22 protein-coding genes are annotated in these 26,663 nt (G+C 39.9%); 9 read left to right on the top strand and 13 right to left on the bottom strand.

Annotated elements, in window-relative coordinates; all coding sequences use genetic code 11:
• Positions 1–12 precede the first annotated feature (12 nt).
• From ABWV72_RS02605 to ggt, 4 genes are all read right to left on the bottom strand, one after another.
• Positions 13–372 carry a Fis family transcriptional regulator gene (locus tag ABWV72_RS02605; RefSeq protein ID WP_216046527.1) on the bottom strand — a complete coding sequence of 120 codons (360 nt, stop codon included), beginning with the start codon at positions 370–372 and terminating at the stop codon, positions 13–15.
• A gap of 85 nt (positions 373–457) precedes the next feature.
• Positions 458–742: a pyrimidine/purine nucleoside phosphorylase gene (gene ppnP / locus ABWV72_RS02600; protein ID WP_216046526.1), complete on the bottom strand. Its 285-nt coding sequence runs from the start codon at positions 740–742 to the stop codon at positions 458–460.
• 271 nt (positions 743–1,013) lie between these two features.
• A complete protein-coding gene (locus tag ABWV72_RS02595; protein WP_342808137.1) occupies positions 1,014–1,631 on the bottom strand; it encodes a hypothetical protein in 618 nt (205 codons plus the stop codon).
• Positions 1,632–1,735: 104 nt separating this feature from the next.
• On the bottom strand, positions 1,736–3,475 hold the full coding sequence (gene ggt, locus ABWV72_RS02590) for a gamma-glutamyltransferase (RefSeq protein WP_252728723.1): 1,740 nt from the start codon (positions 3,473–3,475) through the stop codon (positions 1,736–1,738).
• Between the two features lie 111 nt (positions 3,476–3,586).
• Here ggt and rrtA point away from each other — a divergent pair, with 111 nt between their 5' ends.
• Complete coding sequence (rrtA, locus tag ABWV72_RS02585; RefSeq protein WP_353368544.1) at positions 3,587–4,234, top strand: rhombosortase; 648 nt, start codon at positions 3,587–3,589, stop codon at positions 4,232–4,234.
• A gap of 22 nt (positions 4,235–4,256) precedes the next feature.
• Here rrtA and ABWV72_RS02580 read toward each other — a convergent pair whose 3' ends face one another.
• Complete coding sequence (locus ABWV72_RS02580) at positions 4,257–6,761, bottom strand: S9 family peptidase (RefSeq protein ID WP_353368542.1); 2,505 nt, start codon at positions 6,759–6,761, stop codon at positions 4,257–4,259.
• Between the two features lie 154 nt (positions 6,762–6,915).
• Between ABWV72_RS02580 and ABWV72_RS02575 the strand changes: the two genes are divergently transcribed.
• On the top strand, positions 6,916–7,458 hold the full coding sequence (locus ABWV72_RS02575) for a glutathione peroxidase (protein WP_216046521.1): 543 nt from the start codon (positions 6,916–6,918) through the stop codon (positions 7,456–7,458).
• A gap of 244 nt (positions 7,459–7,702) precedes the next feature.
• Here ABWV72_RS02575 and ABWV72_RS02570 read toward each other — a convergent pair whose 3' ends face one another.
• Both ABWV72_RS02570 and ABWV72_RS02565 read right to left on the bottom strand, forming a co-directional pair.
• The gene (locus ABWV72_RS02570; protein ID WP_353368540.1) at positions 7,703–8,944 is read right to left on the bottom strand and encodes a cystathionine gamma-synthase family protein; all 1,242 of its coding nucleotides are present in this window, start codon (positions 8,942–8,944) and stop codon (positions 7,703–7,705) included.
• Entirely contained in the window at positions 8,934–9,560 is a 627-nt protein-coding gene (locus tag ABWV72_RS02565) for a 1-acyl-sn-glycerol-3-phosphate acyltransferase (protein ID WP_216046519.1), read from the bottom strand. Before ABWV72_RS02565 ends, ABWV72_RS02570 begins: the two co-directional genes overlap by 11 nt.
• 274 nt (positions 9,561–9,834) lie before the next feature.
• Between ABWV72_RS02565 and ABWV72_RS02560 the strand changes: the two genes are divergently transcribed.
• The 5 genes from ABWV72_RS02560 (at position 9,835) to ABWV72_RS02540 (ending at position 15,502) form a co-directional block, all read left to right on the top strand.
• Positions 9,835–11,088, top strand: coding sequence for a S1 family peptidase (locus tag ABWV72_RS02560; protein WP_342808129.1), 1,254 nt, complete (start codon positions 9,835–9,837; stop codon positions 11,086–11,088).
• Positions 11,079–12,044 (top strand): FHA domain-containing protein, encoded by a 966-nt coding sequence (locus ABWV72_RS02555; protein ID WP_303499861.1) that lies wholly within the window; start codon positions 11,079–11,081, stop codon positions 12,042–12,044. Before ABWV72_RS02560 ends, ABWV72_RS02555 begins: the two co-directional genes overlap by 10 nt.
• Positions 12,045–12,047: 3 nt before the next feature.
• The gene (locus tag ABWV72_RS02550; RefSeq protein WP_353368537.1) at positions 12,048–12,815 is read left to right on the top strand and encodes an NRDE family protein; all 768 of its coding nucleotides are present in this window, start codon (positions 12,048–12,050) and stop codon (positions 12,813–12,815) included.
• 82 nt (positions 12,816–12,897) lie between these two features.
• Positions 12,898–14,088 (top strand): amino acid aminotransferase, encoded by a 1,191-nt coding sequence (locus ABWV72_RS02545; RefSeq protein ID WP_216046515.1) that lies wholly within the window; start codon positions 12,898–12,900, stop codon positions 14,086–14,088.
• Between the two features lie 175 nt (positions 14,089–14,263).
• Entirely contained in the window at positions 14,264–15,502 is a 1,239-nt protein-coding gene (locus ABWV72_RS02540) for a DEAD/DEAH box helicase (RefSeq protein ID WP_216046514.1), read from the top strand.
• On the opposite strand, the gene ABWV72_RS02535 is transcribed toward ABWV72_RS02540, so the two are convergent.
• From ABWV72_RS02535 to topA, 3 genes are all read right to left on the bottom strand, one after another.
• Positions 15,499–15,954 (bottom strand): YaiI/YqxD family protein, encoded by a 456-nt coding sequence (locus ABWV72_RS02535; RefSeq protein ID WP_353368534.1) that lies wholly within the window; start codon positions 15,952–15,954, stop codon positions 15,499–15,501. The genes ABWV72_RS02540 and ABWV72_RS02535 overlap by 4 nt on opposite strands.
• A gap of 54 nt (positions 15,955–16,008) precedes the next feature.
• Positions 16,009–16,572, bottom strand: coding sequence for a DUF2058 domain-containing protein (locus ABWV72_RS02530; RefSeq protein WP_216046512.1), 564 nt, complete (start codon positions 16,570–16,572; stop codon positions 16,009–16,011).
• 76 nt (positions 16,573–16,648) lie between these two features.
• Positions 16,649–19,285, bottom strand: coding sequence for a type I DNA topoisomerase (topA, locus tag ABWV72_RS02525; RefSeq protein WP_216046511.1), 2,637 nt, complete (start codon positions 19,283–19,285; stop codon positions 16,649–16,651).
• Positions 19,286–19,619: 334 nt separating this feature from the next.
• On the opposite strand from topA, the gene astB reads away from it, so the two are divergent.
• The gene (gene astB / locus ABWV72_RS02520; RefSeq protein ID WP_353368532.1) at positions 19,620–20,960 is read left to right on the top strand and encodes an N-succinylarginine dihydrolase; all 1,341 of its coding nucleotides are present in this window, start codon (positions 19,620–19,622) and stop codon (positions 20,958–20,960) included.
• A gap of 62 nt (positions 20,961–21,022) precedes the next feature.
• On the opposite strand, the gene ABWV72_RS02515 is transcribed toward astB, so the two are convergent.
• Entirely contained in the window at positions 21,023–23,197 is a 2,175-nt protein-coding gene (locus ABWV72_RS02515) for an Ig-like domain-containing protein (RefSeq protein ID WP_353368530.1), read from the bottom strand.
• Between the two features lie 122 nt (positions 23,198–23,319).
• Here ABWV72_RS02515 and ABWV72_RS02510 point away from each other — a divergent pair, with 122 nt between their 5' ends.
• Positions 23,320–24,681, top strand: coding sequence for a dicarboxylate/amino acid:cation symporter (locus ABWV72_RS02510; RefSeq protein ID WP_216046508.1), 1,362 nt, complete (start codon positions 23,320–23,322; stop codon positions 24,679–24,681).
• A 52-nt stretch (positions 24,682–24,733) separates the two neighbouring features.
• Here ABWV72_RS02510 and ABWV72_RS02505 read toward each other — a convergent pair whose 3' ends face one another.
• On the bottom strand, positions 24,734–25,975 hold the full coding sequence (locus ABWV72_RS02505) for a lipoprotein-releasing ABC transporter permease subunit (RefSeq protein ID WP_303499854.1): 1,242 nt from the start codon (positions 25,973–25,975) through the stop codon (positions 24,734–24,736).
• Entirely contained in the window at positions 25,972–26,661 is a 690-nt protein-coding gene (gene lolD, locus ABWV72_RS02500) for a lipoprotein-releasing ABC transporter ATP-binding protein LolD (protein WP_342808122.1), read from the bottom strand. The genes ABWV72_RS02505 and lolD overlap by 4 nt, the downstream gene beginning before the upstream one ends.
• Positions 26,662–26,663 lie beyond the last annotated feature (2 nt).

The following is a 26,663-nucleotide window of genomic DNA, read 5'->3' as shown; positions in this document are numbered from 1 at the left end:
TAGATTTTTAAATTAATGGAATAACCTGAGACGTTTATCCCAATTTCCTTGATGGCTCATTGCGCACGCTTCTTCGCTATCAAAAAATACATTATGTTTGGGATTCTTCAATAAAATCCCCACTTTTAATAATTGTTTATGGATTAATTTTCGTAAATAGGCATCTTGTTGCTGTGCTTTTGCATCGATAACCTGTTGTTCCGTTAAAAACACGCAAGTAATGACTAAACTAGACGGGAAGTTACTGTAATCGGCTGTGTGAGTTAACCAGTCAAATCCTTGAACAGTTCGTTTCGCTTCTTCGCACACTTTAGTCAGTGCCTTAACGGTATTTTCATCTAACTTTTTTACTGTTGATTTTGCAGAGGACATTTGACACTTAAATTAATTGAAAATTGGACACTTTTTTAAATAAAGTGCCCGTCAGTTTTAACTAAACTTTAGCAAATAAAAACCACTATTTACCGTATGTACAAAGATAAGCAGTATCTACTGTTACTTTTACTTGAAATTTCACATTTGCTTCAATGGTAAAGACCTGATTAGTTGTAAAAGTTTGCCATTCTGTTTGCCCTGGCAACAACACAGTTAACGCACCACTCACCACTGTCATGGTTTCAAATTCGCTAGTACCAAACTCATACTCTCCTGGCGCCATCACCCCAACCGTAGCGGGTAATGTAGCGGTTTGAAACGCCATAGAAGTTACTTTTCCTTCAAAATATTCATTTACTTTAAACATGTTAAGCCTTTATCTAATTATTAATGGCGAATAACTTAGCAGTTTTCATAAAAAAACACACAATCAAAAACAGCTAAATTAGATTACCTAGCTCTAGAACAATAGGATTTATTATCAACGAGTAGAATATATCAGTGGTAATCGAGGCTAAAGAAAGCGCACAGCGACGCTCAATTTTTTAAGGCTGAATGTTTATAAACAGCGAAGCTAAACAATATTTGTTTAGCTTCGGGCATAACCTGATACAAATAAACCAACGATAGTGAGCTTACTACCCCGCCTCGCAAAGGTTCGTTTGTTTCAAATCAATATCGTTATCTTTGGCTTGTTCAATGACATCTACATCTTCTAAAAACAACATATAACCATCTTCTTTGACGGCTTGCAGAAACACATCTACTTCCAAGGATGCAAAGTTATTTAAATTACCAAAACAATTATTCTCAGTGCTGATGGCAAATTCTCCTCGTCCTTTAGCATCTAACGCTTTATATTGCTTGGCTTTAGCCAGTAAATCTTTCATTGCTTGGGCATCGCTATCAGATAACTTAAGAATAGTAACGCGCTCATTATCTTCAATGTCGTCTAACAAAATTTCAGGCATTTCTGAATGTTGATATTGCAGTATTTCCACACTAAAATTATGTTCTTCGTAAAAAGCAGGCAAGCTATCGTTTCCATCAGAACTGTAACTCATGAAAATTTTAGCTGCGCCATTTTTCACCTCGATACTTTTATCGGTGCGCAGTGCAATTCGTATATCCTGAGGCTCCATATCAAAAGGGGAAAATTGTGACATTTTGTACATGGTCGATATAGGCATACTCATGCAACCACTCAATATTACTGTGGCGACCATCGCACCGAACATTTTTAAACTAGACTTCATTATCATTCCTTTGGTTAAGACTTCTGCGCCTCAAATTTTTTAAACTATCATTAGCTATTGCTACCGTGGATGCCTTTACATTAAGCATAGGTTTAAACAATGCTTTAATCTCCAACCGCGACACCTTCCCTTCTCGGATCCGCACCACCTATAATTTTTCCGTTTTTAAATTGAATTCCGTGAAGCCCGCTATTTAAATCAATGATCTTAACGTTATGGCCCATAGCACTCAATTTAGCTTCCCACTTCTCTAAAGAAGTGCCTTTTTCTAGCGCAGTATAATCATTTCGATTGGTGATTTTAGGTAAATTAATAGCCTGCTGAATATCCAATCCCCAATCGACTACACCTACAATAGTTTGCGCCACATAACTGACAATTCGACTGCCGCCGGGAGAGCCTATTACCAACATTAGTTGACCGTTTTGGTCAAATACCATAGTAGGACTCATGGCACTACGAGGACGTTTATTAGGTTCGACTCGGTTAAGGGCTGGACGATTATTAGGACTAGGATTCAATGAAAAATCAGTTAGTTGATTATTCAGTAAAAACCCTTCAACCATTAACCCTGAGCCAAAGCCAAATTCAATACTGGTGGTCATGGCAAGAGCGTTACCTTCTTTGTCTACAATGGAAACGTGACTAGTATTAGGTAATTCAAAGGATGTATCCATGCCAATCAAAGAAGCATTGATATAAGGTTCACCGGCTTCAGCCTTGCCCATATCTTTATCTGCTTTGATTAATTCAGCACGTTGCGACAAATAAGTTTGATTAATCAATGCGGCAAAGGGCAATTGCACAAAATCACTGTCCGCAATGTATTTATCCCGATCGGCATAGGCTAATTTGGATGCTTGTGTGAATAAATGAATAGATTCTAATGAGTCTGGATCCATTTTTGACAAGTCATAGTCTTCAAGCATTTTAAGTATTTGTAATACGCTTATGCCACCGGAACTAGGAGGAGCCATGCCGCAAATTTTATATTTACGATAGAATCCACAAATAGGGTCCCGTTCTTTCGCTTGGTAATTTTCAAGATCTTGAACACTTAATTTACCGGGGTTAATTGTTGAATACTGAACGGTTTTCGCGATTTTATCCGCCAATTCACCTTTATACAGATAATCGGCTCCTTGTTCTGATATTTTTTCGAACACTTTAGACAGTTTAACGTTGGTTTTATTTGTCCCTTCTTTGAGTTCTATACCATTTGGATAAAAATAGGTTTTAGGATTTAAAAAGGCTTCTAAGCCAGGATGAAAACGCAATGAAAGAAGCTTCTCTAAACGAGCCGAAACCGTGAAACCTTTCTCTGCTGTATTAATCGCATCAGTAAACAGTGAATTCCAAGGTAATTTGCCAAACTGTTTGTGTGCTTTCTCTAATGCTTTTAACGCGCCTGGTACGCCTACAGAACGCCCACCAACTACGGCATCTCGCCATTTTAAGGGTTTTCCTTCATGCATGAACAAATAAGCATTAGCTTCTGAAGGCGCCGTTTCGCGACCATCAAATGTATGCAGCTTTTTAGCTTTATTATCCCAGTATAAAATGAAATTTCCGCCACCAATACCTGATGATTGCGGCTCAACAAGGGTTAGCATCGCTTGAACAGCAATGGCGGCATCGATAGCACTTCCACCATTACTAATAATATTTTTACCTGCCCATGAAGCATATGGGTTTGCGGACACCACCATATATTCTTCAGCAATCCGTGCTTTTTTCTGACTAACACCAGTGGCGGCTTCTGGCTCGCGATCTTCCCTAGTCGTTTGCTTAGCGTTAACTTGGTTAAACGATATTAAACAGAGTACGCATATTACTTTAAACAATGATTTCACAGACAATCTCAATAAACGGCTTTTGGGATGATGGAAAGATAACGAGCCACAGATTAGGATGCAACACAAAATGTAGTTATTAAAGCATTCTTGTACGAAATCATGGATTTAGTTAAGGTGTTCACCATTATTTATAAATATTATGTTGGCAACTTGTTAAATTTACCCATAAAATTTCAACAAATAACTGGACCTATTTTTATCGCGCTCTTGTGCTGTTTATTGTGGCTATTTGAACCTACCACTTCGGCATATCTAGCATTGCAGCGAGAAATGGTGCTAAACGGCGATTGGTGGCAATTTCTCAGTGCTAATTTTGTGCACACCAATAGCAACCACTTATTGCTTAATATTGCAGGCATAGGCTTACTTTGGGCTATTCACGGACAATATTACACCCTTAAAAATTATCTATTAAGCACCTTGCTGCTAAGTTTGTTTGTCACCTTTGGCATATTCCTTTATTCACCTAATCTAGATTGGTACGCAGGCCTTTCAGGCACATTACATGGCATCTTTGTTTACGGCGCATATTTAGACATCCGTCATAAAGTAAAATTTGGCTGGATTTTAATGTTAGGAGTTTGGGCAAAAATTATTAACGAACAACTATTTGGCGCAGACCAAATGATCACTGAATTGATTGCTGCAAATGTAGCTGTTGATGCTCATTTATACGGTGCAGTGGGTGGTTTAGGATGTATCTTAGTTTACTGGATAAAAAATAAATATTTGCCTCAGAATACCTGAGGCAAATAGACAATTAATAAGTTTATAAGTTTTCTTCAAACAATTTAAAGATTCTACGATACTCGTCTAACCAAGAACTCGGTTCAATGAAACCATGAGATTCAACTGGATAAATAGCCGTTTCAAAGTTTTGTTTTTCTAATTCAATCAATCGCTGTACCAAACGCACTGTATCAACAAAAAACACATTTGAGTCAACCATAGGTGCATTGATAAGCAGTGGTTTAGTCAGACCTTCGGCAAAATAAATAGGTGAACTGCGTTCATAGGCAATAGGATCAACGTCGGGAGTATTTAGAATATTGCTTGTGTATGGATGGTTATAATGTGCCCAATCCGAAACAGGACGCAAGGCAGCGCCAGCTTGAAAGAGGTCGGGCTCAGTAAACAGTGCCATAAAGGTCATAAAACCACCGTAAGATCCGCCATAGGTCCCTATTCTATTTCGATCGACATTAACGTTGTTCACCATCCAATCAACACCATCAACCAAATCTTCTATTTCAGGTTTACCCATGTGTCGATAAATAGCCGTGCGCCAATCTCTGCCGTAACCTGCGGATGCACGATAGTCCATGTCTAAAACAACATAACCTTTTTGCACCAGCAGATTATGGAACATGAATTCACGGAAGTAAGCTGACCAACCTAGGTGAGAGTTTTGTAGATACCCTGCTCCATGATTAAATATTACAGCGCGTTTTTTCTCTCCTTCACCTGCATCTTTAGGCGCATATAAACGAGCATAAATGGGTTGTTGAGCATGAGAAGATTTAATCGGAACAATCTCGGGAATCGTCCAGTTGATTTGCTTAAATGCCTCACTAGTCGTGAATGTTACCTGTTGCGCTGGCTCCTCAGAACCTAGTGTTTTCACGAATAGCTCTGGCGGCATGGTTAACTTAGAGTGAGTTAACAATAACTTGTTTTGAGCGTCATTAAATAAATAGTCAGTGACACCATTTAAGTTAGTTAACTCTTCAATATCACCACTGTTTAAATCAACCCGATAAATTTCGTAAATGCCAGGATGTTTTTTATTTGCTTTGAAATAAATATATTGGTCATTTGCGGTTAAAGTTAACTCATCAACTTCGTACTCACCACTAGTGAGTTGTTTTGCATTACTATTTAAATCTTTTAAATAGAGATGCGCATACCCACTTTTTTCCGATAAAAAGTATAATTTTGATGAGTGATTCAACCATCCAAAACTATTGAAGTTATAATTAATCCAAGCATCATCGTGCAATCGATCCTGGGTCACTAACGTTTGCGTCGCAAAATCTACTGTGGTTAACCAACGATCCTTGTTATCCCAAGCTTCCAACATGATCGCAACATTTTCACCATCCGCTTGCCAAGCAATAGCGCTCTGATTCCATCCCCAATCTACCAATAAACCTATATCTCTGGGCAGTCGATTACTTTGATAGGTTAGTCCTTTGGCTTCTGCATTTTCTCGTTTAACCTGCTCTAAAACGTCTTCGTTATATCCGGGCAAGCTCTTATAGGACAGTTCTTTTTGTGTGCCCGTTTGTAAATCTAACAACCACAAATATTGGCTTTTGGGCTTAGCATCCGCCACCCGGTGCCTAACTTTCTCAGCTTTAATACGGCCATCTTCTTTAATGTAATTGGGCATAATATCGCCTTCATCTCGACTTGGCGTATCTTTTTCGATGGCTAAAATAAGATATCTACCATTAGGAGAAAGACTTGCATCGGCGGTTTTATTATCAACAGGGAAATAAAAAGGTTCAGGGGTGGTTGATTGATTCTGTTCAGAAATTTGTGCATTAAACTCGAACTTGTCTTGTGTGCGCTGCCTACGATCACGCAAAACTTCAATCAAATTCAATTGCTGCTGAGCGATATAATCTTTAGCGGGTTCGTTGGCTTGCGGTGCTTCTTTGAATTCCCAACTCACCAATTGTTCAGTTATACCTGAGGCAACATCGATGGCATAAATTTTGTTATAAACTCGATAACTCAACCTACCATCTTTTAAAAACTGTAAATTAGTTAAATATTGGTCACTGCGGGTAAGCTGCGAAATCTCACCTGAGTTAAGGTCTTGCATAAATACATTTTGTTTAAACACCCATGCAACTTTGTTTCTGCTTTGGTTAAAAACCTTATTTTTATAGGAAACCTGATGGTAATTTGCAATTGGAACTAAATTGGCCGTTTTCGATGATACCGGCTGTTGAAATAAATCTTTGACCACAGATCCTTCACGTTTCTGTGAATAGAAATAACTATTTCCATCTAGTGACCAATATGGAGATTGAGGTTGTCTACCAATCCAATCTGGATCAGCCATTATTTTTTGTAGGGTTAACTCCTCGTTATTATCACTCAGATAAGAGGCTTGTTGTTTAATTGGCTGATAAATTGAAGCAACTTCCCTATCTGTATTAACCAGATTAGATTCAGCGGGGGCTTCAGAAGTTTGAATTCCAGAACAAGCGAGTAAACTTGAGGTGATAGTAGAAATAATGAGCAGTTTAAAGCTTTTTTGCATTTTTGACTCTCTGCTTTTTGTTATAGTCAGTAGAACGTAAAGCACTATTAAAACGCATGAAAGTATTTAGGTAAACAAGTGATCTAAAATTGCTTAATAAAGATAGTAACGTTTAGCTGCCAAATTTTTGTTCTGTCAAAGCAACGGAGTTTTCATGAAAAAATTAGTATTACTATGTAGTTTAGTTGTTACCCCTATGTTTGCCTCTGCAAACGAATGCCCAGATGTTCTAAAATTTATGAAACGTAAATTAAACTCTCAGGAAACTGTAAACATGTGCAGTGAATACCAAGGAAAAACACTGCTTATAGTAAACACCGCTAGTAAGTGCGGTTACACTCCTCAATTTGAAGGACTTGAATCCTTATACAGTGAATATAGAGATCAGGGGCTTGTGGTGTTAGGCTTTCCCTCACATGATTTTAAACAAGAATTTAGTGACGAGAGTAAAACCGCTGAATTGTGCGAACTTACCTATGGTGTGGAATTTCCAATGTTTGAAGTCACACGGGTAAAAGGCGCAAACGCCGATCCGTTATTCCGTAAACTATCCAAACAAAGTGGTATGGAGCCTGGATGGAATTTCTATAAATACTTAGTGGATAAAAATGGCAACGTCGTAAAAGGGTATAAATCCTCAACCAAACCATCTGATAAAGAATTTCGAAAAGATATAAAAGAAGCGATAGCACTCTAACTGTTTTAGTCTTGCTAGCCTTCACTGATGTTTAAAATATTAGACAAAAAAAAGCCCCGATAAACGGGGCAATAAACACACATCACTTGGAACACACAATGAAATGTTTTACTGTTTTAGCAATAAAACATCTTTACAACTAAATATTAGTCAATGATAAAAATAATTAGTTCATAATATTTTGTGAAATTTAAATATTTTCATCCAAGTAATTGAATTTTATGGATTTATTTCGATTAAATAATTAGATCTTAGTAAATGCTTGTTCAAAGTCTGCAACAATATCGTCAATATCTTCGATACCGACCGAAAATCTAATCATATTCTCATTAATCCCCATTTGAGCTCGTTGTTCAGCGCCATTTTCATAAAATATTGTAGAGGCTACCGGCAAACATAAGGTACGAGTGTCACCTAAGTGCGTCGCTATCACTACAGTCTTCAATGAATTGAGAAATTTATGAATATCCAATCCAGGTGACAAATCCATACTAAATACACCACCATAATTACCATTAAACAATTCTCTGGCGATATAGTGTTGTGGATGGTCAGCTAATCCGGGGTAATAAACATTGGCGACTTTACTGTGCCCATGTAAATAAGTAGCAAGTCTTAGCGCGTTTTGACAGGTTCTTTGCAGTCGTAATGCTAAGGTTTCTAAGCCCACAGAAATTTGTTGCGCTGAATGAGGCGATAATGTCGCGCCCAAATCACGCAACCCTTTTTTACGAATTTGCGTCATTCCCCAGGTGGCAGGATCTCCCACTCGGTACAAATCAAAAATATTTGGATACGCTGACCAATCGTAAAAGCCGGTATCAACCACAGCACCACCTAATACATTGCCGTGACCAGCAATATATTTAGTCAATGAAGTAACCGTTAATGATGCTTTCACTGCTTTAGCATCAAATATATACCCTGGTGTCATAGTATTATCGATGATAAAGAGCAGTTTATTTGTTTCACAGAACTCACCAATAGCTTGTAAATCGGCAACCTGAGTCACTGGGTTAGCTATAGTTTCGGTAAATACCATTCTGGTATTTTCTTTAAGCTCTTGAGTTATCAAATTGATATTCGTGGTATCAACATAGCTAACTTGAATGCCTAAACTTTGCAATGTCACCATTAAACTACTGGTATTGCCGAACAAAAATTGGCTGACAATAATATGATCGTCTTTCTTCAATAGCGCCAACAGCATAGAGGAAATTGCCGCCATTCCAGTGGCAAAAGTAACTGCTGCTACGCCTCCTTCTAAATCAGCCAACATATTTTGTAAGGCTGCGTTAGAAGAAGAAGAAGATCTCGAATATACATGTCCTAGTTTCTTTCCTTGAAAAACGGCAACTAAATCATTGACGTCTTCAAACTCAAAAAGTACAGAATTACTAGTAGGAGAATGAACAGAACCATCTTGGGGCTTGTTTAAAATGCGGTCTGCATGCACAAGCCGTGTTGTAAAACCTTTATTTTTCAATCGAACTCTCCGCGGGAAAGGCTACCTGGGAAGGAAATTTTGCGTGCACTTTAGCATAAAACCCATAAACTTTTTGCATTTCTAAAGAGTTATCTTCTTTAGGATGAAAAACCGGTCCTAAAACGATGGATTTATGACGATAATCTAAGCCAATTAAAAACACCGGAATATTCGCTTGTTTAGCAATATGTAAAAAACCACTTTTCCAAGGATAAATTTTACTGCGGGTGCCTTCAGGGGCAACCGCTAACAGCATTTTATCTTTTTGTTTAATTTTATCAATCATTTGATTCACTACCCCATGGGATTGTGAACGTTCTATTGGAATCCCTCCCCAACGGATTAACAACGATTTAAACGGTGGAATAAAAATACTATGTTTACCAAAAAAGGTGATTTTAAGCTTTAACGCAAACACAGCGGCCATGCCAATTACGAAGTCCCAATTAGAGGTATGAGGCGCTACGGCAATGACCATTTTACTATAGGCAGGAAATTCACCTTCAAATTTCCACCCCAAAACATGCAAGACGGTATCCCCTAAATATTGACTGAATCGATTACCTAAGCGGGGAAGATTTGCAGATAATTTTAGCTTTTTTAATGTTTTAGGCATGTAATAAAATTATTTAGAATATTAATTGCGTTCATATTCTCCTATTATACACTCAAACCAAAGGAATAAAGTTGTTACCCCACTTTGACCTTTTAAATAAATGCTAGTGCGCAACTTTTTGCGACCTACAGGGTCAAGTAAAGTAAGTGAGGGAGAATAGTAACACCGTTTATTTTAGCAAGAACAAACACCCGAGATTAATCATTGCAGCAATTTTTAATCGGGATCCAAACAATTCCTTGTTTCCATCATCAGTATTTTAATGGGATTTTTAGTGCTAAGAATTATTATTTTTATATCCTTGTTATATAGCCAACATACTTTTAGTCAGCAAACGGCTCAAAACCTGTTTAGCCAATACCGCAATTCACTCTATCAAATTCAGATGATTGATAAGGAGTCTGGTAATAAATCGTCCATCGGTTCTGGATTTCGAGTCAGCGAGGATGGCGATATTATTTCAAACTATCATGTCATTTCTGATTTTGTTTATTTCCCCGATAAATATCGAATTCAATATTTAGATTCAAATGGCAATACTGGCAGTTTGAAACTTAAAAATTTCGATGTAATCAATGACTTGTCGTTGCTGCAAATCGCCCCTGAACAAACAAGTGGTTTGCCGTTTAAGTTAGCTCAAGACCTACCTCTACAAGGTTCAAATATATATTCATTGGGTAACCCCCACGATTTAGGCATGATAGTGGTTCCAGGTACCTACAATGGTTTAAAAAAGAATAGTTTTTATCAACGTATTCACTTTACCGGTTCAATCAATCCAGGAATGAGTGGCGGGCCAGCGGTAAATGGGCTCGGTCAAATCGTTGGCGTCAATGTTGCTACAGCGGGCAATCAAATAGGATTTTTAATTCCGTTACCAAAAGTGAAAGCATTATTTAACTCACAAGAACAAATAGACGTCGAAGATTACAAATCACATATTCAAAAACAACTACAAAAAAACCAAGGGAAGATGATAGCTGAAATATTGTCGACACCTTGGTCTCACTCGCCTCTAGGCAAAGCGAGTGTCCCCGAAAAAATCTCAGACTTCATATCCTGTTGGGGTGGTTCAAACGCCAGTGAAAAAGATGTTAAGTTTTTATCGGTTTCAAGTCGGTGCCGAATCGGAGAAGCGATATTCTTAAACGGTAGATTACAAACCGGAGAAATCGAAATAGAGTTTGAATGGCTCACTAGTGAACAACTCAACACCTTTCAATTTCATAATTTTTTGACCCAAAAAATTGCCTTTACGCGACCAGGAAATCAGGCTGGTAAAAATGATGTGACCAACTATCGTTGTCAGCAAGATATAGTGTCAAATCAACACCAAGTTTCTCAGAAAAGTATTTTGTGTGCTCGAGCTTATAAAGATTTTGACGATTTATATGATGTTTTATTTATCTCCGCCAGCAATGACTACTCAGATGGAAGTTTAATCAGTCACTTTACCCTAGCAGGGGTGAGTGCAGATTCAATGAAACAATTTTCTAATCAATTTATGGATTCCATGTCATGGCAATAGTTGTTGAAGTACTGTCGAAAAACGGCAAGGTGTTAAGTTATCAAACTTTTGGAAAAGAAAAAATTTCGATTGGCAGAGCATACGATAATGATGTCCGCATTGACGACCCTTACGTGTGTCCAGAACATATCGTTATTCAGGCAGAGGATGATACCGAAGCTCTGGTGTTAACTGATGTTGATTCATTAAATGGTGTGAAAATTAACGGTTCTCCAGGTGCTAATGCATTAATTGGCTTTGATGACATAGTCACCATAGGTCGTTCTCGTTTGCGCATCTTTAAAAATACGCAAAAAGTTTCGCCGGCCATTGTTCTAAGTAAATTAGAAGAAAAAATGGAATGGTTATCCATGCGCAGATTATGCGCAGGTTTAGCCATTGTGTTCATTGCGCTTGTGTCAGCTAATTTCTATTTCAACAGCATCGTTGAGGTTAATGTTTCGCAGGTAGTGAAAGTGAGTTTAAGCGCCGCTGCTGCAGCCTGTATATGGCCTTTTTCCTTTGCATTGCTATCAATTTTAGCGAAGAAAGACGCCCATATTGTGAGCCAATTTAATTTACTTTGGCTGTTTTTAATTAGTCATGAACTACTCAGTTATTTGCAAGCCATCTTGCAGTTTAATTTAAGTTCGGTGCAGTTTATTTACTGGTTTATTTTATTGATAAAAGGTGCGCTATTCTTTGCGTTTCTGTGGTTTACGTTATTTATTGCCTTCCACCAGTCGAAGAGAATGCGAAATAGCATCAGCATTACTGGTACAGCTTTACTGGCAATGTACGTGTTGGCTCCGCATTTGTTCAATACCCAAAACTTCGTCGCAGCGCCCCGATACACTTCGCAAGTTCTGTCTCCAATTTTCAGGATTACAGCACCAGAAACCACCGAGAAGTTTGTTGAGCGGTCCGACAAACTAATTGAAGGATTGAAACAAGAAGTTGAAAAGGGAAAAGAGTAAGCAATGTGTATTCTTTTCATCGCAGTTGAGCAACACCCAGAGTACCCGTTAATTATAGCGGCTAACCGTGATGAATTTCATCAACGGCCGACTGTACAATCTGATTTTTGGCAGGATCATCCGAGTTTGCTCGCGGGTCGAGATTTAGAAGCAGGTGGTACATGGATGGGGATGAATAAAAATGGTCGACTTTGCGCATTAACCAATGTCAGAGATCCGCAAAAAATTCTGAACAATGCGATTTCAAGAGGCCACTTGGTTAGTGAATTTTTGATTAACCAAGATTCTCAACAGGATTATTTGGCTAAATTGCGTGACAGCAAACAACAATATAATGGCTACAATTTGATGTTTGGCGAATGGAATGACCTATCTGTTTACAACAATCATACCGATAACGTCAGTAAATTGGGGCCGGGTGTATATGGTCTGTCAAACGCTGACTTGAACAGTCCTTGGCCTAAAATAAATCAAGGTGTCACTAAACTGCGCGAGCATTGCCAACAAGCTGTATCGTTAGATACGGACAAATTATTTGAAATACTGCTTGATCAAACCCAAGCAAAAGATGAAATGTTGCCTAAAACTGGCGTTCCTATAGATTGGGAGCGAAAATTATCGTCAATTTTTATTCAATCTCAGGATTATGGAACTCGCTCTTCAACCTTGTTATTAGTGAATAAAAACAAGCATGTAACTTGGTTAGAGCATACATTTGACCCTCAAGGTATTAACCGCAAACAACGTGAGTTTAACTTTTACATTCAATAAGCTCATATATTACTCGAAATCTCTCTAATTACTGGCATAATAGCGGCTTCTTTTTTTGCCTGTTATTTATTGAGGAATTGCTGTGTTAGAAGTGTTACCAAAATTACCCGCTGATCCTATTCTAGGTTTATCTGCTGCATATCGTGAAGATCCGAATCCTAACAAGATAGATTTAGGTGTAGGTGTATATAAAGATGAAAACGGTAATACTCCAATTCTCAGTTCTATTGCGAAAGCTCAAAAAATTCTATTAGCACAAGAGACAACCAAAACTTATATCACTCCACAAGGTGTTCAAGGTTACATTAACGGTATGTTGCAACTACTTTTAGGTAAAGGTCACCCTGCCCTAATTGAAGATCGTGTTGCTGCTGTGCAAGCTCCAGGCGGATGTGGCGCATTGAGAGTTCTTTCGGAATTAATTAAACGTTGTAACTCAGAAACAACCGTTTGGGTAAGTGACCCAACTTGGGCCAATCACATCCCCCTAATCGGTAGTGCTGGATTAAAAATCGAAACCTATCCGTATTTCGATAAAGCAACTGCAAGCATTAAATTTGATGAAATGGCAGATTGTCTTAAGCAAGTTAAAAAAGGCGACGTAGTGTTATTGCACGGTTGCTGCCATAACCCAACGGGCGCAGACTTAAGCAAAGATCAATGGCAATCAGTGTTAGAATTAGCCCAACAACAAGGTTTTGTGCCTTTTATTGATGTGGCTTACCAAGGTTTTGGCGACGGACTAGAAGCTGATGCCTACGGTGTGCGTTTATTAACTGAAAACTTGCCAGAAGTAATTATTGCAGCGTCTTGTTCTAAAAACTTTGGTTTGTATCGTGAGCGTGTTGGTCTTGCAGTGGCTGTGACTAACAGTAATGCGGTTAGACAAAGCATGCAAACTCAAATTCAATCAATCGCTAGAGCGATTTATTCAATGCCTCCTTCATACGGCGGTGCGTTAGTAGATATAGTGCTAAATGATCCTATTCTAAAAACCGAGTGGCAGTCTGAAGTGGAAGATATGCGTGTTCGCATGCAGTCCTTACGTCAACTATTAGTCACTAAATTAGCCGAAAAAGGCGCAACCAAAGACTTTAGTTTTGTGACTCAGCAAAAAGGTATGTTTTCTTATTTATGTATCAGTCCTGAACAAGTTAAAGCAATCAGAGACAAGCATAGTGTATACTTTGTTGATTCAAGTCGAGTCAACGTAGCTGGTATAAGCTTAAAAAATGTCGATGCGTTAGCTACCGCTTTGGTAGATGTTTTATAAACACTCTTCAAAATGCGCTCTTCACTGAGCGCATTTCTTATCTTGTTAGCCAACGTGTTGTCATTTAATTAGCAAATAGCACTTCGGCTCAAATTATTTGTATTTTCTTGCGTTTAATACTTAGATATTAAGCAATGAACATATCACCTGTATTTTACTTAATAGAGAAACTTTAATGAATTTTAATACCCTTGGTTTAGGCCAAAACATTGCCAATGCCCTTATTGAAAAAGGCTACAATGAGCCTACGCCAATTCAAGCACAAGCCATACCTGCAATTTTAGACAATAAAGATGTCATGGCCGCGGCACAAACAGGCACAGGCAAAACAGCCGGCTTTGTACTCCCAATTTTAGAAAAATTAAGCCATCAACCCCGTCCTAAAGCGAATCAAGTAAACGCGTTAGTTTTGACCCCTACACGGGAATTGGCCGCTCAAATTGCGGATAACGTTAAGGCCTATAGCAAAAACTTAAACGTCAGACACACTGTTGTTTTTGGTGGCGTTAGTATTAATCCACAAATGATGGCATTACGTAAGGGTGTAGATATTTTAGTGGCGACACCTGGACGTTTATTAGATTTATATAATCAAAAAGCGGTGAAGTTCGATAATTTACAGATTTTGGTGCTTGATGAAGCTGACAGAATGCTCGATATGGGATTCATTCACGATATTAAACGTGTCATAAAATTGCTGCCACAAAAACGCCAAAACCTTTTATTCTCTGCTACCTTTTCTACCCAAATTCGCGAATTGGCTAAGAGCATTGTCAATAATCCAGTGCAAATTTCAGTGGCTCCGGCAAATAAAACGGCGGATAAAGTTGAACAATGTATCCACCCTGTTGATAAGAGCAAAAAGTCTGCTTTACTGTCTCACATTATTAAACATCAAAATATGGATCAAGTATTGGTGTTTAGTAGGACTAAACACGGCGCTAATCGCTTAGCTAAGCAATTAACTGCTAAAGGCATCATATCATCAGCGATACATGGCAATAAGAGTCAGGGCGCTCGTACGAAAGCGTTAGCGGAGTTTAAATCGTCAACCATCCAAGTACTTGTCGCTACCGATATAGCAGCTAGAGGTTTAGACATTCACCAACTACCCTTCGTAATTAACTATGATTTACCCCACGTAGCAGAAGATTATGTGCACAGAATAGGACGCACAGGACGCGCCGGTGCCACTGGGCATGCCATATCGCTAGTTACTGTAGAAGATGTGAAGTTATTAAAAGATATCGAACGTGTAATCGGCGAAAAAATTAATAGAGTTGAAGTCAAAGGCTTTGAGCCAACAGAGAAGTTAACGGAAACGTCTGCCAACCCTCAGCCTAAAAAAGCACCTAGACCTAAAAAACCTCGTAAGCCAAGACCAGCAAGGCAAGCTAGACCCAAAGCAGATTAATTGGGGCGATGGAATTGCGTTAGCATCCGATCTAAGTGATTGGCAAAGTTTTGTCGGTCTGTTTGATTTAGCGCCGGAGGCCCGCCAGTGTTAACACCGCTGGCGCGCATGGTGTCCATAAAGTCACGAATATTTAGTCGGGAACGCACATTTTCCTTGTCCATCAACTCACCTCGAGGACTCAAAGCGTTACACCCTTTTTCAATCACTTCTGCCGCTAAAGGAATATCGCTAGTAATAACTAGATCACCGGATTGACAGCGCGCAACAATCTCATCATCAGCCACATCAAAACCTGAAGATACTTGCACAGAAGTGATGTTTTTACTTGCTGGTACACGAATAAATTGATTCGCAACCAACGTCATTTCAACGCCAGTTCGTTGCGCTGCTTTAAATAAAATGTCTTTGATAACATTCGGACAGGCATCAGCGTCAACCCAAATTTTCAAATTATCATGCTCCTACAAAATGTTGAAATACAAACTCAGCAAATTATTAGCCGTTTACCACACTAAATCATCAGGGATCTCATAGTCTGCATACCATTCGTCTTCTTCAGCGGTACTGGTAGATTTAGCTTCGGCTTGCTCTGCAGCATCCGCACGATAAACTACCGCGTCTTTGTCACGCAAGGCTATTTTATCTGCAACTGGCATAGGTACAATTTCGTATGCACCATCGAGCACCACTATCGCTAGCTTACCTTGGCTAATTCGATTACGGGTCTGTTGATTCACATACAGACGTTTGATCAAATTATCATGGCTAAAATTACACGGAATATCACCGTTGTCTTTGGGTTGCTTATTCAGCTCTACAAGCTGTTTAATCTGCGCCAATACCGCCTTAGATTCGGCTAAAGCTTTCGCTTCTTGGTTCAGTTTTCGGTCTTTTTCTTGCTTTTCACGAAGCGCTTTTTGAGCCGCAATTTGCGACTCATTTTTATTCACAACTTTATGTTTTTGTTGCTGTTTAACTTGCTTGTGTTTTTCTTTTTTAGCTTGCTTAACTTTGTTTTTATCGGTTAAACCGGCTTTCAATAATTGTTCTTGTAATGACAGTGCCATAATAAAATACTCTTTGAATATTCTAGAAATAAAAACGGCAGTTTTCACTGCCGCTAAAGGTAAATTGTAAACAAGGCTATTTGCCTTTTTTACGCTTATCTTCGACAACCCATTTACCATCTTGATACCAAGCTGACCAACCAGTTGCTTTGCCTTCTGCATTTTCAGACGTTACATATTGTTGTTTAGTTTTACGACTAAATCGAACCATTGTTGGATTGCCATCAGGATCTTTTGCAGGTGCATCAGCCAAATAATAAAACTTGGGTGAAATGCGATCCCTAAACCTGGCTAACTCATGCACCATCGGCGCTCTTGTTTCACGAGATTTGGGGAAATTATGGGCTGCCATAAAAATACCCGCAGCACCATCACGAAGCACAAAATGCGCGTCCGATTTTTCACATTCCAATTCAGGCAAATCAACCGGATCTTCTTTAGGTGGAGCAGCTTCACCATTTCTTAGTAATTTACGGGTGTTTTTACACTCTTCGTTTGTACAACCGAAATATTTACCAAAACGACCATTTTTAAGTTCCATGTTCGAACCACACTTATCACATTCGATAATAGGTCCATCATATCCCTTAATTTTAAAGGTCCCTTTTTCAACATAAGTACCCGGACAGGTCGGTGCATTACCACAAACGTGTAACTTGCGGGTCTCGTCAACCAAATAACTATCCATAGCTGTACCGCAAATATCACATCGACGCTTAGATCTTAATACTTCTGTTTCCAGTTCATCTTCATCATCCACTTTAATGACTTCGTCACCTGGGGTCAGATTTTTAGTACCAGTGCAGCGCTCTTTTGGTGGTAAGTTATATCCTGAACACCCAAGGAACACCCCTGTTGATGCAGTTCTTACATTCATAGGGCGACCGCAAAGATGGCATTCAACATCGGTTTCAATAGCTTGATTAAGGCGCATACCACCTTCTTCAGGCGGTAATTCAGCTTTCAGCAAACGTTGATAGAAGTCTTCATAAAATTCATTTAAGACATCTTTCCAGTCACGAATTCCATTGGCAACATCATCGAGTTGTTGCTCCATGTTGGCAGTGAAATCAAAACTGATTAAATCAGAGAAATTATCCACTAAACGGTCGTTAACGATCTCTCCCATTTTTTCTGCATAGAAACGTTTGTTGTCTAGTTTAACGTAACCACGGTCTTGAATAGTGGAGATAATACTGGCGTAAGTTGATGGACGACCAATTCCTCGTTTTTCCAATTCTTTAACCAATGACGCTTCATTAAACCGTGCAATTGGTTTGGTAAAATGTTGTTTAGGATCCAATGCTTTAAGATCAAGTTTCTGACCTTCTTTTACATCGGGTAAATTAAGATCGTTATCGCCTTTACCTTTAACTTGAGTTTGAACCCGCGTCCAACCATCAAATTTCAATACCCGACCTTTGGCAACTAATTCGTACTCACCGGCCTTCACCTTGATAGTACTAGCATCGTATTTCGCCGGCACCATTTGACATGCCACAAATTGACGCCAAATTAATTCGTACAATCGTTGAGCATCACGCTCTACTTCAGTTAATGACTCAGATTTCACAATCACATTGGAAGGACGTATCGCTTCGTGAGCCTCTTGCGCACCTTCTTTACTGCCATATGAAATAGGGTTATTGGGTAGATAGTTAGCACCAAATGATTCTTCAATATAACCGCGACAAGCATCCACTGCGTCTTTACTTAAATTGGTCGAATCTGTACGCATATAGGTAATATGCCCAGCTTCATACAGACGCTGTGCCATCATCATGGTTTTCTTAACACCAAAGCCTAAACGAGTACTTGCTGCTTGTTGCAAAGTAGAGGTAATAAAGGGAGCAGACGGTTTACTTTGAGTTGGCTTTGATTCGCGGCTAATGACTTCATAGGAAGCATTTTTTAATGCCTCTAAAGCGGTGTCAGCTTGCGATTTATTGATCGGTTTAAAAGCGCTACCTAAGTGTTTAGACACTAACATACGCAAATCGGTTTGCTTGGCATTTAAGTCAGCATGAATATCCCAAAACTCTTCTGGAACAAAGGCTTTAATCTCGCGCTCACGTTCAACCACTAATCGCACAGCAACAGACTGAACGCGGCCAGCAGAAAGTCCACGAGCCACTTTTTTCCACAGCAGTGGTGACACCATGAAACCCACAACACGGTCTAGGAAACGACGTGCTTGTTGCGCATTTACTCGTGCAATATTGAGTTGGCCAGGATCGGCAAAAGCCTCTTGAATGGCGTTTTTAGTAATTTCGTTAAAAACCACTCGTTGATAGGTTTTTCCTTCACTACCTAGCAACTCCTGCAGGTGCCATGCAATGGCTTCCCCTTCTCTATCCAAATCCGTTGCGAGATAAATGGTGTCTGCATCTTTAGCCAGCTTTTTTAATTCATTTACTACTTTTTCTTTGCCCGCGAGAATATCGTAATGGGCTTTCCAATCGTGTTTTGGATCAATTCCCATTCGATCAACCAGCTTTTGGTATTCGAATTCGCGAAGGTAAGTTTCGCGTTTTTTCTCGCTCCACTCTTTTAGCTCTTTAGCTGGTTTTTTAGCCGGAGCTTGACCTAATGCCTTTGTTGGTAAATCTCTAACGTGTCCAACACTAGATTTAACAATAAAATTTTTGCCGAGATATTTATTTATTGTTTTCGCCTTAGCTGGCGACTCGACAATAACCAATGATTTTGCCATAAATTATTCATTAACCTTTGTTTTATATGGGTTTTACGCCATTTTTAGGGAGTTTCGTTAAACTTCCTGTCGCATTTTGCTTTTTTAACATATATCGGCAAAGTGAATAGAAAACAAGTTCTTCTTAATACTTATCTACTTTTTGAACTTTTAGCTGCACCAAATATGCTCAGAATTTATACAGGCGCATTGGCAAGTACATTAAAAGACGTATAATCCCCACCAATAGTAAACAGAGCAAGCCCATTTCGCCTAGTTTTTTATAAATTTATTAACGAAGACGAACGAATAGTGGGCAAGCTTGAGTGCATTTTTATTGCAATGAGGTGAGCGAGTGAAACAAGTTGAAGTCAATTTTGATGGTTTAGTGGGTCCAACCCACAATTATGCAGGTCTTTCGATTGGTAATGTTGCATCCCTAAGTAATGCAAAAGCGTTTAGTAGTCCTAAACAAGCAGCATTACAAGGATTACAAAAAATGAAAGCCTTGCATGATATGGGTATGGTGCAAGGAATATTAGCCCCACAAGCAAGACCTGATATTGATACTCTCAGACGTCTAGGCTTTACAGGCAACGATTCAAGTGTGCTTGAGCAAGCCTCAAAACGTGCTCCTGAGGTTTTCAGGGCTTGTTGCTCCGCTAGTAGCATGTGGACCGCCAATGCCGCTACCGTGTCTCCTAGTGCCGATACGAGTGATGGCAAAATTCACTTTACCCCAGCAAATTTGACCAACAAGTTTCATCGCTCTTTGGAACCTGAAGTCACTGGCAGAATATTGCAAGCAACCTTTTCCAATGACAAATACTTCCAGCATCACACCCACTTGCCAGACAATGAACACTTTGGCGATGAAGGCGCAGCCAACCACACCCGGCTTTGCACCGATTATGGTCATGCTGGTGTTGAGATGTTCGTATACGGTCGGTATGCATTTGACAGCAGCAAGCCTGCACCTAAGAAATTTCCAGCTAGACAAACCTTAGAGGCCAGTCAAGCGGTAGCCCGTTTGCATGGTTTGAGTGATGACACTACCGTGTTTGTACAACAAAACCCTGACCTGATTGATCAAGGTGTATTTCACAATGATGTGATTTCAGTGGGTAATCAAAATGTACTGTTTTATCATCAACAGGCGTTTCTTGACACGCAAAATGTGTTAGATGAAATTCAACGCAAATTTGGTGACCAAAAATTGCATTTCATCCAAGTGGATACCAAAACGGTCCCCGTTCAAGATGCCATAAAAACCTATTTATTTAACACCCAAATCATTACTCTGGCAAACGCTGAAATGGCCATCATCGCCCCTACTGAGTGTCAAGAAAATTCCACGGTTGCTAATTATTTAGAGGAGTTGATAACCCTAAATACGCCGATTAAAAAAGTGCACTATTTTGACGTAAAACAAAGTATGCGAAATGGCGGTGGTCCCGCTTGTTTAAGACTAAGAGTAGCAATGACGGGTTCTGAGCTAGAAGCAGTTAATCAACACACTTTGATGTCAGACGCAGTTTTTGCACGTCTAAACAAATGGGTTAATAAACACTACCGCGATCAATTAAGTGTTGACGATTTGCGCGACGCGGCTTTACTCGATGAAACCCGCAGTGCTTTAGATGAATTGACCCAAATTTTAAACTTAGGATCGATTTATCCGTTTCAACGACAGTAAATAACCACAATTGAGACATAAAAAAACCTCGTAATTACGAGGTTTTTTTTATGCTTCAGAGGTTAAAGAGCGTCATCACATGAAGAACCGGTTCCAAACGGACTGCTAGGCGGTGGTGAAGCTTCATCATCCAAATCGTCAGCGGCAACTGATAAAGTGAAATATTGACTTTCAATAGCTTCACTGCCAGAAGATTGGCCAAATACTGCGACTTCAACATCTGCCCAACCGCCATAAGCCCTTGGGTAACGAACTTCTAATTTTGCTTGACCGTTTGAATCAGTTTCATTGTTACCATCGGTAAAACCAATAGTCCCAACAATACCTGGAGTTAATTCTTCATCTCCATTGGTATCTTCACCACTGTCAAGAATCCCATTGCCATTGATATCTTCGTTGGCGCAAGTTGCAGTTACATTCATCACCCACACATCAGTAGCGTAAACCCAAAACCCTTTTCGATAAACGCCATCTTCTGTGAATTTAACCGGTGTTAAAGATGCGGTTAAAGAAACATTTTCCACGGCTCTACCAACAGAGTCACTGACAAACACAGAAAACTCTTTTAAATAACTTGAATCATCTGGCGATACCAATAAGTTCCCTGTTCCTAATGAAATATCAAAGGCTCTATCACCCACAGTTAGGGTGGTAAAATCAGTCACAGATTCATCATCAGCAACGTCTGCATAAACAATGACTGCATCTTCACTGCTCACCGCATTAGAAGTATAAACAGTGGAAGCGATTCCGTTACTGTCGGTTGTTGCCGAGTTTGGCGACACAAAACCACCACTGACATCGTCCACTCTGAAGTTTATGACCTTGCCTTTAACAAGATTTCCGGTGATATCACGTACGACAGCGGTAATGGTGGATGTTTGTCCATCTGGTCCGATTAAATCAGGTGAAGCATCAACAATGATAGTCGCCGGCTCAGTAGCAATAAATTCAAATTGCGTTCTGGCACTCACGGTATCCTCGTTTCCATCAGTCCCTAGCGCCGTAATAGAAGCTAATCCAGCATTGCTTGAATGTATCTCAAAAGAAGCAACCCCGTTGCTATCGGTTATCGCTGAGGAAGAAACAAATTCTCCACGCGAAGAACTCAAAGTGACTTCACCACCAACATATGCAATATTGTCTTTTAACCAAGTAACTTCCAACGTTGAGTTGGTATTAAGTGGAACATCTTCGGTTGGCACTGTGGTGAAGCTAAAGCTATCTTCTTGCACAGTAAAGGTTAAACTTCCTTCGGCATTTAACGCACTGGCGGTAATTTCATTTTCACCAGAAGTGGTGGCCACATATTGAATACTTACTTGCCCTTCTGTGTCAGTTGTTGCTGAGGTTGCGATATCCCCTTGTGACGCACTTAGTTGAACACTTTGATTCGCCACCCCGTTGCCATCGGAATCAGCCACTTTAATAGTGACATCTATGGTATCGCCTAGCACCACTGAAATAGGGCCGTCTACATTCACTTCGGTGCCGACAACCTCAATATCGACTGTTTGATTAAAGGTACCCGAAGAAACAGTTGCGGTAATCGTTCTGTTTTCTGGATTATTGCGGCTAGTCAGCGTTGCTCTGGCGGTGCCATCTTCTGTTGAGGTGCCTTGTACAATTTGCAATTCCGCACCATTGTTAGCAGAAAAAGAAACATCTACACCGGATAACAAAATATTTTGTGCATTTTTCACTACGGCAATTAGTTCTATTTCATCAGAACCACTGGATGCCAGTTGAATTGAGCTAGCGTATAACTCAAGAGAAGCCGGTGTCACACCTGATTGCGAAGTACCAGAAGAACTAAAGCCCACTTGCCCTTCTGTCCCGTCTGAAAGCGCGCCAGTAACCAAACCATCACCAGAGCTTGCACCAACCAGCAAACCTATAGTGGCAACACCGTCAGCATTGGTCAACGCAGTGCCCGTATCGTTATCAAAGGTCGCTAGGCCGTCTTGGCTAAAGGTGAATGTCACTAATTGATCTTCTACACTACCACCGGAACTAGTTACTGTCGCAGTCACTATTAATGGTGAAGTGGAAGTCAGTTCGTTCACTGTATTTCCATTTTGATCAGCAATAGTTAATGTAACATCGTAAGTTACTGTAGTGTCGGTTCCGCCAGTGCTTGTACCAGAAGAATCACGCTCTACTGAGCCTCCTCCGCCACATGCTGACAGAGTAAAAATCAATAGAGCTGCGAACAACATCTTCAAACGTGAAGTCATGCAATTTTTCCCACAAATAATGTTTTTCAATTCAAGTACCTGTTCTAAGTCATTTTATAGTTTTGCTGAAGACCTAAACTTGCTACGCTATCCAAAAATCAATAATAACTTTAGGACAAAAAATGCAGCAATCTCCAAAAAAACTTGGTCTCACCGCTAAAATCTTTATCGGCATGATTGCCGGGATAATTACCGGTGTTATTTTAAAATGGTCATTTGATGATAGCGGAGATTTAGCATTTAGTGTATTCGGGTTAACAGTTTCTACGTATGACGTTTTAGTCAATGGTATATTTAATGTAGTTGGCCAGATTTTTATTAACAGTTTAAAAATGCTAATCGTCCCCTTAGTCTTTGTATCTTTAGTCTGTGGGGTTTCTAACTTATCTGAACCAAGCAAGTTAGGACGTCTGGGCGGTAAATCTATTTTGCTGTACATCGGCACCACAGCAGTTGCTATTACCATCGCGATGGTTGCAGCGCTCATTGTACAACCCGGTGCAGGTGTGCCTATTCCTACTGATGCGGTATTCGCAGCAAAAGAGCCGCCCTCTTTGGCTATGGTGATTATCGATATCTTCCCATCGAATCCTTTTCAAGCATTTACTGAAGGGAAAATGTTGCAAGTCATAACCTTTGCGGTTTTATTTGGCTTAGCTATGGCCATGGTAGGCGATGCTGGTAAACGAGTAGCAGCATTATTTGAAGATTTAAATGCTGTAATTATGAAGCTAGTTACCATATTGATGAACTTAGCCCCCTATGGTGTGTTTGCGCTTTTGGCAAAACTATTCACAACCATCGATGAAGGACGAATTGCTTCTTTGGCCATCTACTTTGTATTGGTATTTGCAGTATTGATATTTCATAGTCTGGTTAACTATTCAATTATTCTTAAACTGTTGACCGGACTGAATCCCAAGTTCTTATTCTTAAAAATGCGTGAAGCCATATTATTTGCTTTCAGTACTGCAAGCAGCAGCGCAACTTTGCCCGTTACCATGGAAACAGCAACTAAAAAATTAGGGGTGAGTAAATCAGTTGCATCTTTTGTAGTTCCGTTAGGTTCAACTATCAACATGGATGGGACCGCAATCATGCAAGGGGTAGCAACCGTATTCATTGCACAGGTTTATGGTATCGACCTTTCAACTGCTGATATGTTAATGGTGGTATTAACCGCTACGCTAGCCTCCGTTGGCACAGCTGGCGTGCCTGGTGTTGGCACATTAATGTTATCTATGGTGCTAGTACAAGTTGGCTTACCTGTTGAAGGCGTAGCCTTGATACTCGGTGTAGACCGCTTGTTGGACATGACGAGAACGGCAGTCAACATCACTGGAGATTGTATGGTTTCTTGTGTTGTCGCGAAGAGCGAAAATGAACTAGACGAAGCTATGTATTACGATATGGATGCAGGTGTAGATTTTGAAAATGTGGACCTCCATGATTTTAAATCCACCGCACCAGAGTCGAAGGATTAATATTCCAGATGAAAAAACACTAAGCAGCAATGTATTCTACTTGAATAACTGCTTAGTGTTGCCCTAGTGCCTCTGCAGGATTTATTTTAGTTGCTTTGAAGGCCGGATAAATAGTTGCCAACAAACTCAAACAAATAGCGATTAACGCGGTAAAAAAGACTTCACTCCAGCGCAACTGTGAAGGTAAAAAATCGATAAAATAAACATCCCCTGAAAGAAATTTAACGCCACTGACGTTTTCAATAAAAATCGCTATCGGGGTTAAGTATTCTGCCAATAACACGCCACATATCACCCCAACCAAAGTTCCAATGATACCGTTTACCGCACCTTGCAATACAAAAACTTGAATAATTAATTTATCCCTTGCGCCCATCGTTTTGAGCATAGCTATCTCCGCTCGCTTTTCACTAACAGCCATAACCAAGGTTGAAATAATATTAAAGCATGCGACACCAATGACTAAAGTGAGCGCCACATAGACGACCGCTCTAACCAATTGAATATCTTGATACAAATGTCCTTGAGTTCGCATCCAATCAGACATAAACACGTGCTGTGTGAATGAAAAACCAAACTCCCGTATGGCACTATTGGCGATGAAAGGATCATCGAAACGAAAACGTAATCCTTGCGCCCCAGTAACAGTGCCGAGAGTATCTGCCGCTAACTTTATGTGCATAAAACCTATTTGGGAGTCTAACTCGCCACCAATGGCAATTTCTCCAGCCACATTCAACCACACTGTTTTCGGAGCTGAAAACGACAAGTCATCGGAAATTTGCGGTAGCACCAATTGCACTTTGTCACCCACATTCACTGCAAGTTGTTGCATAATTGAGCGCCCTAATAACACACTGTTAGGGTCGGCTTTAAAATTTGCCCAATGATTTTTGCCCACTTGCTGTACTAGTCTGTTGTTTTGCGCGTAATGCAAATCAATCCCTACCAACTCAGGCACCGCTTTCATTTTATTGCCTTTTTGCAATAAGCCTGAGGCCTTAATATAAGGTTCAATCGAGGTTATTCTTGGATCGGAAGACAAGCGGTTGAGTTGTTCTTGCCATTTTTCCAGACCAGTGCCTTCATATGCATATATCTCACCGTGAGGGATATAGCTTAAAAGTTGATTTTTCAGCTCTCGTTCAAAGCCATTCATCACCGATAGCAACAATATCAGCACCATACACCCTAAAGCGATACCCAAGGTAGATGATGCGGAAATGAATGAAATAAAACCATTTTGGCGTTTACCTGAACGGAATCGCCAAGCTAATTGTGCCACTAAACTCATACAGCAGCGCCCTGCTCTACGAGTTTTCCATCAGTAATATTGAGGGTCCTATCTAATTTAGAGGCCAACTCGGTATCATGGGTTACCACTATAAAGCTGGTCGCTATTTGCTCGCGCAATTCGTTTAGTAAATGATAGATACTTTGCCCTGTTTTGTGATCCAAATTACCTGTAGGCTCATCCGCTAAAACGAGATCTGGCTGAGTTACAAGCGCCCGCGCAATGGCAGAACGCTGTCGTTCTCCGCCAGACATTTGTGACGGTTTATGGTCTAGTCTGTGGCCTAACCCTACCCGTTTTAGAATATCTTCTGCCTTGTGCTTAGCTAGGTCACTCTTGGTTTTACCAATTAATAGCGGCATAGCCACATTTTCTAGTGCTGTAAATTCGGGGAGTAAATGGTGAAATTGATATACAAAGCCTAAGCATTTATTGCGAAAATCAGCTTGCTGTTTTTCATTAAATTTAAAGATGTCTTGCCCTTTAAACAAAACGTTACCTGAAGATGGCGTATCCAAGGCACCCAAAATATGCAATAAGGTGCTCTTCCCCGACCCTGAGCTGCCAAGTATGGCTACTTGCTCTGCTTTACCCACCTGAAAATTAACCTTATCTAAGACTTGCACTGAAGAGTCATTTTCTTGATAGGTCTTACTGACATTTTTACAGATTAACAACTGTGACATAT

This window comes from Aliiglaciecola sp. NS0011-25 (assembly GCF_040370605.1).
Lineage (GTDB): Bacteria > Pseudomonadota > Gammaproteobacteria > Enterobacterales > Alteromonadaceae > Aliiglaciecola > Aliiglaciecola lipolytica_A.
This window is presented reverse-complemented; position numbering and strand designations above follow the sequence as displayed.